Source organism: Muricoccus vinaceus, from assembly GCF_042433125.1.
Classification (GTDB): domain Bacteria; phylum Pseudomonadota; class Alphaproteobacteria; order Acetobacterales; family Acetobacteraceae; genus Roseomonas; species Roseomonas vinacea.
Genome location: NZ_JBHLVZ010000001.1, coordinates 329,717 through 341,828 on the forward strand (window position 1 = coordinate 329,717; position 12,112 = coordinate 341,828).

A 12,112-nucleotide genomic window follows, 5' to 3' on the forward strand; every position below is an offset into this window, starting at 1 on the left:
GCGTCTGCTCAGCGCCGGCTGCGGTGAGATCGGCCGAGCCCCCAAGCCGGAGCGCAACGCGAAACGGCTCTTCCGAGGCGGTGGGGCCCGCAGGGGGGAAGCGTCACCAGCGAAGCGCGAGGCCCGTCGAGCACCGCGATCGGCTGGGTGAACAACCCGGTCCTGGCCACGCCCAGGAACAGAATCCGCGTCGTCAGCACCACCCCGGTGCCGGCAGCCGAAAGCATCACCACCGCAACAGCGGGGTTGTTTGCCCAGCCACCAAGATCAACCCGAAGGAACTCCACCGCCACCCAGGCAAGCGGGGCAAGCAGAACGGCCGTAAGCAGCGTGCCCGTCAGCAGGCCCCGCGCCTTCCGCCATCCGGTCGGGTCGTGCATGCCCGTCGCCGCAGCGGCCAGGCCAGTGGAGAAGGCAAGAATTGCCGCAAGCCCGGCCGCCTGGAAAGCATCCGGCGAGCCCGGCCCGCCAATAGAGGCGGACAACGCGTAAATAACGGCGAAGCATACGATTGCCTCGGCCATGTAGAGGGCCAAGCCTTCGGATCGAACGCTATGGCCGAAAAGGCTGGTCATCCTGATCCGCTCCCCCTCGAAACCCACTCGACATGGCGTATCGCCACGCATAGATGCCGCTTCGCTCAAAGGAGGTTTTCCCTCTTGAGAGCCGAGCGGACGATCCTCGGTGGCGCCGTGCCGTGGATCACGGCAGCGAACAGTGGCTTCGATGTCGCGCACAAAGATGGCATCTCGCCCCCTGGAGCAAGTGCTAAGCCTCTCAACAATCTGTCATTCACCATTTTGACCACCGCAAACTTCTTCGAAGGTGTAACGTCCTTTCGCGGCTAACGCCGGACCCGGCGCCACTCAAACAAATGTGATCGAGGGTGTGGGAAAAGGATATTTCACCGAATCAAACGAAGTCTTCTAAAACCACTCCTGCAACAGTATCCCTAATATGTGATGCTCAGGCCCAGGCCGTTTTCGTCTAGGGACGCCGTCACATGCCCATGGGTTACGTTTGCGGTCCGATGGGAACGCGGATCGTTCCGATGCCACACCGGGAGCCGAGCTTGAACGACACAATGAAGGATGGAGCGCTGAACATGATGCAAAGGTGCCTCCACCCGAGCCGCGCCGGATTCGCCCGCCGAAACCCGGCGGGATCCCCAACCAGGCGCCCTGCCCCGCGCGCGGCGCTGGCCGCGCTGCTGCTGGCCGGCCTTCTGCAGGCCTGCTCCGGCCCCTCGAGCGCCCCGGTGCAGGAGGCGTCGGTCGCCGCGCCCGACTACGTCATCGGCCCGGGAGACGTTCTCAGCGTGTTCGTCTACCGCGCCCCCGAGCTGAGCGCGGCCGACCTGCCCGTGCGGCCGGACGGCCGCTTCTCCCTCCCGCTGGTCCAGGACGTGCAGGCCGCCGGCCGCACCCCGAGCCAGCTGAGCCGGGAGATCGAGGGACGGATGAAGCAGTACATCCGGGAGCCCGTGGTGTCGGTGATGGTGCGCTCCTTCGTGGGGCCGGCCGACCGCCAGATCCGCGTGATCGGCGAGGCGGCCCAGCCCCTGGCCCTGCCCTTCCGCGAGGGCATGACGGTGCTCGACGCCATGATCGCGTCCCGCGGCCTGACGCGTTTCGCGGCCGGGAACAGCGCGCGCATCATCCGCGTTGCCGATGGCCGGCCCAACGCTCCGCGGCAGACCATTCCCGTCCGCCTGCGCGACCTGCTGAACGAGGGCGATGTCGCCCAGAACGTTCCTCTGCGCCCGGGTGATACCCTGGTCATCCCGACCGGCTGGTTCTGATCGGACATCGGGCATGAACATCTCCTCCCAGATCAGGCGGCACGTCGCGGCCGCCTGGCGCCACCGGTGGAAAGCCCTGGCGTTGTCCTGGCTCATCTTCGCCATCGGCTGGGCGGGGGTGGGCGCCATCCCCGACCAGTACCGCTCCACGGCCCGCGTCTATGCGGACGCGGACGCGGTGCTGAGCACGCTGCTGCGCGGCATCGCGATCGACAGCACCGCGGGCCGCGAGGTCGAATTGCTTCAGCGGACGCTGCTCAGCCGGCCGAACCTGGAGCAGATCGTCGCCCGTACGGATCTCGACAAACGCGTCACCAGCGCTGCCTCCCGTGAGGGGCTGCTGGCTGCGCTGGCGAAGGACATCCGGCTGGCCCCGCAGACGCGGAACCTGTTCACCCTGGAATACCGGGACACCGACCCGCGCATGGCCAAGGACGTGGTCCAGGCCGCGCTCAACCTCTTCATCGAACTGGCGGCCGGAACGGACCGCCAGGGCATCGAGAACGCACAGGGCTTCCTGCTGCAGCAGATCGCCTCCTACGAGGTGCGCCTGCGCGAGGCCGAGCGGCGCCGCGCGGAGTTCCAGTCCCGCAACGTCGACATTCTTCCGGACCCGAACGGCGGCCTTTCTCGCCTGGAATCAGCCCGTGCCCGGGTCCGTCAGGTGCAGGGCGACCTGCAGGACGCCCGCACGCGGCGTGAGCTGACGCGCCAGCAGCTTACCGCCCAGCCGGCCATGATCGCGGCCGGCACGGAGGGCGGTGGCAACGGCCGTGCGGCCGAGCTGGAGCGCGAGCTGCGCGAGATGCGCCTTCGCATGACCGACGCGCACCCCGATGTCCGCGCGGCTCAGCAGGCCCTGGCCGCGGCCCGGGCGGGCGGCGGTGGTGGCGGTGGACGCGCGGTGATGCGCGCCAACCCGCTGCACGAGCAGCTCCAGATCCGCATGGTGGACGCCGATTCGCAGGTCGCCTCGCTCGAGCGCCAGATGCAGGACGCGAATTCCGAGCTGGAGCGGCTGGACGCCAAGGCCCGCGAGCAGCCCGAGGTGCAGGCGCAGTTCACCAATCTGGACCGCGACTACAACGTCCTGCGCCGCAACTACGAGGAACTGCTGGCCCGCCGGGAGTCCATCTCGCTGGCCGACGCGGCCCGCACGGGCTCCGACCGCGTGAAGCTCGAGGTGGTGGACCCGCCGACGGTTCCGAACCTGCCGGTCTCGCCGAACCGTCCGCTGTTGCTGGCCGGCGTGCTCGTGGCCGGCCTGGGTGCCGGGGTGGTGCTTGCGCTGCTGCTGTCCCAGCTCGACAGCGGCTTCTACACGGTGCACGACCTCCGCCGTCTCGACGTGCCGGTGCTCGGGCGAATTTCCGCCCAGCAACCGCGGCTCGCGCCAAGGGTGCTTTCCACGGCGGCCTTCGGCGCTGCCTGCGCGGTGCTTCTGGTCGCGTTCGCCGCGGCGATTGCGGGTCCCTCCATTCTCGCCCATGCCCCTGAATTCATTGCCCGGGCCTTCGCATGAGCACCCCCCAGTCTCCCACGTCGCGCAGCCATCTGATCGACCGCGCGGTTGAAGCCATGGGCGGGCTCGATGCCCTGGCCGTGCCGGCCCGGGGCGCTCCGGCGATCCCGCCGGTCGCTCCTGTGGCCGAGCCTCCGGCTGCGCGGGCCGAGGCGCGGTCTGCCCAGCCGGCTGGCCCGTCGGCCATCCCGGCGTCCTCGGTTGTTTCCGACAGCGCGGCTGCCGGTACCGGTGCCGCCGTGCTGGACGCCCCGGCGGCGCGCGCGCCGGCGCCGGATATGCCGGCGGTCACGACGGTGCCGCTGGATGCCTTGCTTGCGGCGGGCCTCGTTGCCACGCCCGGGAAGGGCCGCAGCCGCGCCTCGGAGGAGGTGAGCGTGGTGCAGCATCAGGTGCTGCGCACCATGCTGTCCGCGCCGCCGGCCGATGCGCGATCCCGCGTCGTGCTGGTGACCAGCGCGCGCCCGGGAGAAGGCAAGACGTTCCTGTCGCTGAACATTGCCGCTAGCCTTGCTGCCGGCGGGTCTCATCCCGTCGTCCTCGTGGATGCGGATGGCAAAGTGGATTCTCTCAGTCACCTTCTCGGACTTGCCGATCGCCCCGGTCTGCGCCTGCTCGCGGCCGAGGGTGGCCGGAACGCGCGCAACATGGTGGTTCCGACGGCGGTGCCGCGCCTATCGCTGCTGCCCTATGGCGCGGCGCCGGCCAAGGGCCCTGGCGTGCCGCCGGGCACCGCGCTGACTGCCGCCGTGCGGCAGGTTTCAGCCGCCCTTCCGGGTCATGTGATCGTGCTGGATACGCCCCCTGCCCTGTCCACCAGCGATGCCGGCACCCTGGCCGGGGTCGCCGGCCAGGTGCTGGTGGTGGTGGAGGCGGAGCGCACCCAGCGCAGCGAGGTGGAGGCGGCTCTGGATCTTGTGGAAGCCTGCCCTGTTCTCCAGCTCGTGCTGAACAAGGCGCGATTCTCGGAAAGCGACACCTTCGGAACCTATGCGGGCGCCTATGGCGCTGACGCGCAGTGAGCCGCCCCCGTCCGAGCGCGCCGCCCCCCATGCGGGCGGCGGTGCTGGCACTCGCATGCGCCTTCGCGGGCTCCGCGGCGGCGCAGGAGACCACCGGGTCGGGGCTGGCTTCCGATACGGGTGCCGAGCGGCCGGGTGAGGCGACCTCCGGCGAGACCACGGTGCCCGACGTCACGGATCTGACCCGTCCGGACCGGCCCACCACCTTCGACCCCTTCTCGCCGCGTGGGGCGGCCGACACCTTCTTCGGCGCCTCGCCCGTCGGGCGTCTCGGATCGGGGCTCGCCCCGGACGAGGCGGGGCTCTTCGTCGGATCCCCGGTGCAGCCGGGCGGGCTCGGGGCGCCGCTCGGCCCTCCGGCGGGACTCGGTCTCGCGCCCGGGCAGGCCTATACGGTCCGCCCCAGCGTCGGCCTGCAGCAGCTCTACACCGACAACCTGTTCAACACGCGCAACAACAAGCGTGATGAATTCATCACCACCATCACGCCCAGCATCTACGCGGCGGCGGACACCGAGCGGCTCCGGGGCAGCCTGGCCTATCTGCCGACCTTCGCGCATTACGCGAACACGTCGGGGCAGGACCGGCTGGACCACCGCTTCGCGGGTTCGGCGCTCGCCACCCTGCTTCCGGGCTCCTTCTATCTTTCGCTGAGCGGCTCGGCGGATACCCGCACGGCAACGGGCGGCTTCACGCCCGAGGGCACGACGGTCGTTGACCGCCGCAACAACGTGCAGACCTTCAACGTCCAGGCCTCGCCCTACTACGTGCAGCGCTTCGGCGGCTGGGCGACGGCCATCGTCGGCTACGCCTATGGGCACGGCTCCACCTCCGGCAACGATGCCTTCGTCCCGGGCACGCAGCAGCGCTTCTTCACCTCGCAGAGCTACAACTCGAACCAGCTCTTCGGGGTGTTGCGGAGCGGGGAGAACCTGGGCCGCGTCGCGCTGGAGGGCCGCGCCAGCGGTACCACCTATGAAGGCACGGGCGTGCTCGACGGTGCGCACCGCAGCGAGACCTCGGTGCAGGCGCTTTACGCGATCACCCGCAACATCGCGGGCTTCGTCGAGGGCGGCTACGAGAACCAGAAGTATGCGGGCACGCCGCGGGTCGAGATCAGCGGCCCGATCTGGTCGGTGGGCGCAAGGCTCCGCCCGAACGAGGACAGCCTGGTGATCGCCCGCTATGGCCGGCGCGACGGCTACAACTCCGCCGCCCTGGAGGCGCAGGTCTCGATCGGCCCGCGCACCCGGCTCGTCGCGACCTACCAGGACCGGCTGACCACCAGCACCCGGCGCGGAAACGACCTGCTTTCCTCCGCCTCGCTGGACGAATCGGGCTATCCGCTGAGCCGCGGCAACGTCTTCTCTCCCGGCGCGGACAGCTCCAGCTTCTCCGGCAACCCGTTCCTCGCGACGCAGGGCGGGCTGCTGCGGGTCAAGCGCGCGGCGGCGGCCATCAGCCGCAGCTTCACGCGGGATGTCGTCACGCTCTCGGTGTTCCGCGAGGAGCAGCTTCCGGTGGCCAGCACGCCGGAAAGCACCGTTTTCTCGCAGAAGGCGACGTCGGGCAGCCTCGCCTGGTCGCACCAGCTCACGCAGGAGATGACGGCGATCGGCTACGTTCAGTACGGCACCTACTCCTCGTCCGGTTTCGGTTCGGGGAACAACGCGACGGCCAGCGCCTCGCTCGTGCGCCGCTTCACGCCCCAGCTATCGGGCAGCGTGCAGTACGCCATCAGCCGCCGCGACAGTGGCGACCGCTTCAGCAACGGCGGCGCCAGTATCCAGAATCTCGTCCTCGTCTCGCTGCGGCAGGACTTCTAGGGACGACACGGATGTACAACGAATACTACGGGTTCCGCGAAGCGCCTTTCCAGATGACGCCGAACGCGCGGCTCTTCTTCCCGAGTTCGGGCCACAGCCGGGCGGAGCGCCATCTTCTGTTCGGCCTGTCGCAGGGCGAGGGTTTCGTGGTGGTCACGGGAGAGGTCGGCGCCGGCAAGACGACGCTGGTCGAGCGGCTCTGCGCGCGGCTCGATCCCAGTGGCTTCGCCGTGGCGCGGATCGCCACCACGCAGGTGGCGGCGGATGACCTGCTCGCGCTCGCCGCCGATGCGTTCGGCGCGCCGATGGAGGGCAGCAAGGCCAACGTGCTGCGCGCCGTCGGCACGGCCTTGCAGACCGGCCCGCAGCGTCACGTGCTCATCGTGGACGAGGCGCAGGCGCTTCCCTTCGCCGCGCTGGAGGAGCTGCGCATGCTTTCGAACCTGACGGGGGAGCAGGGGCAGCCACTGTTGCAGATCATCCTGCTGGGACAACCACAGCTTCGCCGCACGCTGTCCAGCCCCGACCTGGACCAGCTCCGCCAGCGCATCCTGGCCTCCTACCACCTGACGGGTCTCTCGCCGGAGGAAACCCACGCCTATGTGGAGCACCGCCTGCGCGCGGTGGGCTGGGATGGCCGCCCGAACTGGGAGCCGGAGGCGCTGGACAGCGTGCATCGACACAGCGCCGGCATCCCCCGCCGCATCAACCGCCTGTGCTCCCGCGTGCTGCTGGCCGGCGCGCTGGAGGAGACCTGGACCTTCACCAGCGGCCTCGTGGAATCGACGGCGCAGGAGCTGGAGGACGATCTCGGCACCGGCGCGCGCGGTGCGGTGGGCGTTCAAAGCTTTGGCGATGGCGACGCGGCGGAGATCGCCCGGCGCCTCGGCTCGGTCGAGGGCATGCTCGCGCGCCACGACCGCGTTCTCGGCCGTCTGGCCGACCTGTTCAACATGCCCCGGGGGAAGGCGTGAGCAATCCGCCCGGCAGCACGCCCGTGCAGAACGCCATGAGCGTGGACGTGGAGGACTGGTTCCAGGTCCAGGCCTTCGACGGCGTGATTCCACGCGCCTCCTGGGACGGCTTCGCCCCAAGGGTGGAAGCGAACACGGACCGCATTCTCGCGGCCTTCGACCGTGCCGGGGTGCGCGCCACCTTCTTCACCCTGGGATGGGTGGCGGAGCGGCAGCCCGCGCTGGTGCGGCGCATCGCCGCGGCGGGGCATGAACTGGCGAGCCATGGCTGGGGCCACGACCTGGTGAACCGCCTGGGCGAGAACGGCTTCCGCCAGGATATTCGCCGCGCCAAGCGCCTGCTGGAGGACGTGGCGGGCGTGCCGGTGGTCGGATACCGCGCGCCCACCTTCTCGATCGGCCCGGTATCCACCCCCTGGGCGCACCGCGTCCTGGCGGAGGAGGGCTATACCTATTCCTCCTCGGTTTTCCCGATCCGGCACGACCTCTACGGCGCACCGGACGCGCCCCGTGTTCCGCATCGTCCGGACAGGGATGGGGTCACGGAGGTTCCGATGACCACCGTGCGCGCCATGGGCCGCAACCTGCCCTGTTCCGGCGGCGGCTGGTTCCGGCTGGTGCCTTATCCCCTGTTCCGTGCCGGGCTGCGCCGGGTGAACAAGGCGGAGGGGAGGCCGGGCGTTTTCTACTTCCACCCCTGGGAGGTCGATCCTGACCAGCCGGACGTGCCGAGCGCGCGGCGCCTGTCACGCTTCCGCCATCGCGTCGGCCTGGGCGTGATGGAGGCGCGGCTGAACCAGTTGCTGCGTGACTTCTCCTGGGGCCGCATGGACGAGGTCTTCGGCCTGGCGGGCCTGCCCGAACCCGTGGGGGCCTGAGCCAGTGGCAATTCGCGTGCGGCCGCTGGATGCAGCGGCAGTGGGCGCCTGGGATGCGTTCGTGCGTGCCCATCCCCATGGCAGCTTCTTCCATCTTTCCCCCTGGCAGGGCGTGATCGAGCGCGCTTTTCGCCACAAGACGCACTTTGCCCTGGCGGAGCAGGACGGCGCCATCGTGGGCGTGCTGCCGCTTGCCCGCATGAAGACGGCACTGTTCGGGGACCTGCTCGCCTCCACCCCCTTCTGCGTCTACGGCGGCCCGCTCGCCGCCACGCCCGAGGCGGCGGCGGCGCTGGAAGCCCACGCCATCGACCTGCACCGCTCCACCGGCGCGGCCTGCCTGGAGTTCCGCCACCTGCACCTTCCGGTGCCGGATCCGGCGGAACGCGGCTGGGGGATGCGGCCGCCGCTCTACTGGACCTTCCGCAAGCCCATCACGGGCGACGCAGAGGCCGACATGAAGGCGATTCCGCGCAAGCAGCGCGCGATGGTCCGCAAGGGCATCCAGAACGGCCTGACATCGATCTCCAACGGCGACATCGACACGCTGCACCGCGTGTATGCCGAGAGCGTCCGCAATCTCGGCAGCCCCGTGTTTCCGCGCCGGTACTTCAAGGCGCTAGCCGAGGCCTTCCCCGGCGAACACGACGTGACCACCGTGTTGCACGAGGGCAAGCCGGTCGCCTCCGTGCTGAACTTCCACTTCCGCGAGGAGGTGCTGCCCTATTACGGCGGCGGCACCGCGGCGGCCCGCGGCGTCGCGGCCAACGACTTCATGTACTGGGAGGTGATCCGCCGCGCGGGTTCCAAGCGCGGGGCACGGCTCTTCGACTTCGGGCGCAGCAAGTCAGAAACGGGCGCCTTCTCCTTTAAGAAGAACTGGGGCTTCGAGCCGACGCCGCTGCATTATGCCTACCGCCTGCGCCCCGGCGCCAAGTTGCCGGAGAACAACCCGAAGAACCCGCGCTACGCCACCATGATCTCCGTCTGGAAGCGGCTGCCGTTGCCGGTGGCCAATATTCTCGGTCCGCCGCTCACGCGCGGGCTGGGATGAGCCCGCCGATGTCCCGTCGCCTGCTCTTCCTCTGCCACCGCATCCCCTACCCGCCCGAGAAAGGCGAGAAGATCCGGGCCTGGCACATCCTGGATCACCTGGCAGAAAGCTGGGACGTGGAGCTGGGCTGCCTGGTGGACGACCCGGCCGACCTCGACCACCTCGGCGTGCTGCGCGCCCGCTGCGCGGCGGTGGAGTGGCGCGGGGTGGGGCGCCGGACCCAGGCCATGCGGGCCGTGACCGCGCTTCGCCCGGGCCTGCCGCTCACGCTCGGCTGGTTCCATGAACCCGGGCTGAGCGCCTGGGCGCGGGAGGGCCTCGCGGCCGGGCGCTACGGCGGGGTCTTCGTTTATTCCTCGGCCATGGCGCCCTATGCCATGGGCCCGGCATCCTCCCGCCCTGCCCCGCGCAAGATCCTGGACATGGTGGATGTCGATTCCGAGAAGTGGCGCGCCTATGCCGCCGGGGCTGGCCTGCCGATGGGACCGGTCTGGGCGCGGGAGGCGCGCACGCTACTGGCCTTCGAGCGCCGCGCGGCGGCCGCCTTCGACCTCAGCCTCTTTGTTTCCCGCGCCGAGCGCGACCGCTTCGTGGAACTCGCGCCCGAGGCGGCAGCGCGCGCGGACTGGCTGGAGAACGGCGTGGATCTGCGCCGCTTCGATCCCGCCATCCCTCAGGAGCGGCCCTTCGGCGCCGCCCCGGCCCTGGTTTTCACGGGGACCATGGACTACCGCCCGAACGTGGAGGCCGTGACCTGGTTCGCGCGGGAGGTCATGCCGATCCTGCGCCAGCGCAGCCCGGCGCCCGAGTTCCACATCGTCGGCGCCAGCCCCGCTCCGGCCGTCACGGCCCTGGCGGCGCTGCCGGGCGTGCACGTCACCGGGCGCGTGCCGGATGTCCGTCCCTATCTCGCCCATGCGGCGGTCGCGGTCGCGCCGCTCCGCATTGCCCGCGGAATTCAGAACAAGGTGCTTGAAGCCATGGCCATGGCACGCCCCGTCGTCGCCTCGCCCCAGGCCTTCGAGGGCGTGCGTGCCCGGCCGGGCCAGGATCTGCTGGTGGCCGATGGCCCGGCCGAAACCGCCCGCTGCGTGGCGGAGGTGCTGGATGGCGCCCATCCGGGCCTCGGTGACACCGCCCGTGCCGCGGTGCTCGGCGCCTATGACTGGTCGGCGACCCTCCGGCGCCTGGATCCGATGATGGAGGGCGGCCGGGAGGCCGCTGCGGCATGAACGCCCTGGGAAACCGCATCCAGGTGCAGGCGCCGCCGCGGCAGGCCCGCTGGGGGGCGACGCTGGCCGTGTCCGTCGCCGCGCTCGCGCTGTTCGGCTTCCTGTTCCGCGAGGAGATCCTGGCGGCGGTCCGCACCTGGGAAAGCTCCACCGCCTATAATCACTGCTGGCTCGTTCTGCCGATGGCGGTGTGGCTCGCCTGGACGCGCAGGGACCGCCTGGCGCGTCTCGGGCCTATGCCCTCCCCCATTCTGGCGCTTCTGATCCTTCCACCGGCCGTGGCCTGGCTGCTGGCCGAGCGCATGGGGATCATGGAAGGCCGACAGCTGGCGGCAATCGGCCTGTTCTGGGCCATGGCCCTGGCGCTGCTTGGCTGGCGCCTGTGCCGCGCCATGGCGGCACCGCTTCTCTACCTGATCTTCCTTGTTCCCTTCGGGGAGTTCCTGGTTCCGCTGCTGCAATCCGTCACGGCCCATTTCGTGGAACTCGGGCTCCGGGTCCTCGGCATCCCGCACTATGTGGACAGCCTGATCATCGAGACCCCGGCGGGAACCTTCCTGGTCGCCGAGGCCTGCGCCGGGCTCCGTTTCCTGGTCGCCGCCCTCGCCTTCGGGGCGCTCTATGCGTTCACCCTGTTCCGCAGTCCCGGACGGCGCTTCGCGGTTCTGCTGGCGGCGCTCGTCGTTCCCGTTGTGGCCAACGGGATCCGCGCCCTCGGGATCGTGGTGCTCGCGCAGCATCTCGGTTCGGCCGAGGCGGCCGCGGCGGATCACGTGGTCTATGGCTGGGGCTTCTTCTCGGTGGTGATCATCCTGCTGATCCTGGTGGGGCTGCCTTTCCGCGAGGACATGCCGCCCGAGCCAGGAACCCGGCCGGCCCCGCTGCGCGAGCCTGTCGGGGCGGCGCGTCTCGCGCTCGCCGCGGTGCTGGTGGGTCTGTTCGCCGGGGCTGCTCCGGCGCTTGCCGCCGGCCTGAACGATGCCGCGGGTGTTGCTCCCCTGGCAGCCACGCCGCGCCTGGAACCCACGGCCGGCTGCACGGCAATGGCGGACGGTGCCCTGGACTGCGGCGCGCTCACCGCCTCGGCACGGCTTCTCGTGTTCCCCGCCCGCACCACCTGGGCCGGAGTGGCCGCGGCGCGGCGGCGCCTGCTGGGCAACGAGGACGAGGCCCTGGCCTTTCGCATCGAGGCAGGCCCGGCGACATGGGACGCGCGCCAGCCACCAGCGGGCAACGAGACCGTGGCGGCGGCGGCCTGGCTCGACGGACACTTGGCCGGAGACGGCCTCCGGTCGCGCGCCACGCAGGCGCTCAACAGCTTGGGCGGTCAGGGCGGCTTACCCGTGGTGGTGGCCATCGCTCTGCGGCCCAAGGCCGGCGATGCGGCGGCACCCACTCCGGCCGAGCGTCGCGCGCTGCTGACGGCGATCGCTGGGTCGCAGGCCGAGTTGGTGGGGCGCGCCGACGCCCTGTCCCGCCGCGCGGGATCCTGAGGGGGCATGTCGGCCTTCTTTACAAAGTCGGATCGGAACGCTCTGAGAATAGCACAAGATGCTGATTTTGAAGCGCAATACCGTTTGGCACGGTCGTTGCGGTTAGCGGTTCGGGGGCGGCCGCGAGTGGCGCCTCGCACTTTTCTGTCAGCGAAGGACCAAATTGATGCGCAAGTTACTTCTGGCGACGGCGGCCGTTCTGGCGCTGGGTGTTGCGACGGGTGCGGAGGCGGCGCCGCAGCTGTCAGCGCGCATTCTGGAGGACGGCGCCCTGGTTTCGGGCTCGTCGAGCAGCTCGTCGACGGGCACG

The 12,112-nt window shown here is 70.2% G+C and carries 10 protein-coding genes; 9 read left to right on the plus strand and 1 reads right to left on the minus strand.

What is annotated here, in order from left to right; translation table 11 throughout:
• Positions 1-8: 8 nt before the first annotated feature.
• Positions 9-575: a hypothetical protein gene (locus ACFFIC_RS01560; protein ID WP_377048256.1), complete on the minus strand. Its 567-nt coding sequence runs from the start codon at positions 573-575 to the stop codon at positions 9-11.
• Positions 576-1,072: 497 nt separating this feature from the next.
• Between ACFFIC_RS01560 and ACFFIC_RS01565 the strand changes: the two genes are divergently transcribed.
• Genes ACFFIC_RS01565 through xrtA form a run of 9 tightly spaced genes read left to right on the plus strand, consistent with a single transcriptional unit; the run spans position 1,073 to position 11,802 of the window.
• A complete protein-coding gene (locus ACFFIC_RS01565; protein WP_377048257.1) occupies positions 1,073-1,801 on the plus strand; it encodes an XrtA/PEP-CTERM system exopolysaccharide export protein in 729 nt (242 codons plus the stop codon).
• A gap of 13 nt (positions 1,802-1,814) precedes the next feature.
• The gene (locus ACFFIC_RS01570) at positions 1,815-3,323 is read left to right on the plus strand and encodes an XrtA system polysaccharide chain length determinant (protein ID WP_377048258.1); all 1,509 of its coding nucleotides are present in this window, start codon (positions 1,815-1,817) and stop codon (positions 3,321-3,323) included.
• Complete coding sequence (locus ACFFIC_RS01575) at positions 3,320-4,345, plus strand: P-loop NTPase (RefSeq protein ID WP_377048259.1); 1,026 nt, start codon at positions 3,320-3,322, stop codon at positions 4,343-4,345. Before ACFFIC_RS01570 ends, ACFFIC_RS01575 begins: the two co-directional genes overlap by 4 nt.
• Positions 4,342-6,171, plus strand: a complete 1,830-nt coding sequence (locus ACFFIC_RS01580) for a TIGR03016 family PEP-CTERM system-associated outer membrane protein (protein ID WP_377048260.1) — start codon at positions 4,342-4,344, stop codon at positions 6,169-6,171. Before ACFFIC_RS01575 ends, ACFFIC_RS01580 begins: the two co-directional genes overlap by 4 nt.
• An 11-nt stretch (positions 6,172-6,182) precedes the next feature.
• A complete protein-coding gene (locus ACFFIC_RS01585; RefSeq protein ID WP_377048261.1) occupies positions 6,183-7,145 on the plus strand; it encodes an AAA family ATPase in 963 nt (320 codons plus the stop codon).
• Positions 7,142-8,023: an XrtA system polysaccharide deacetylase gene (locus ACFFIC_RS01590; RefSeq protein WP_377048262.1), complete on the plus strand. Its 882-nt coding sequence runs from the start codon at positions 7,142-7,144 to the stop codon at positions 8,021-8,023. Before ACFFIC_RS01585 ends, ACFFIC_RS01590 begins: the two co-directional genes overlap by 4 nt.
• A gap of 40 nt (positions 8,024-8,063) precedes the next feature.
• Complete coding sequence (locus ACFFIC_RS01595; protein ID WP_377048263.1) at positions 8,064-9,077, plus strand: FemAB family XrtA/PEP-CTERM system-associated protein; 1,014 nt, start codon at positions 8,064-8,066, stop codon at positions 9,075-9,077.
• An 8-nt stretch (positions 9,078-9,085) separates the two neighbouring features.
• Positions 9,086-10,309 carry a TIGR03087 family PEP-CTERM/XrtA system glycosyltransferase gene (locus ACFFIC_RS01600; protein WP_377048264.1) on the plus strand — a complete coding sequence of 408 codons (1,224 nt, stop codon included), beginning with the start codon at positions 9,086-9,088 and terminating at the stop codon, positions 10,307-10,309.
• The gene (xrtA, locus tag ACFFIC_RS01605) at positions 10,306-11,802 is read left to right on the plus strand and encodes an exosortase A (protein WP_377048265.1); all 1,497 of its coding nucleotides are present in this window, start codon (positions 10,306-10,308) and stop codon (positions 11,800-11,802) included. Before ACFFIC_RS01600 ends, xrtA begins: the two co-directional genes overlap by 4 nt.
• Positions 11,803-12,112 lie beyond the last annotated feature (310 nt).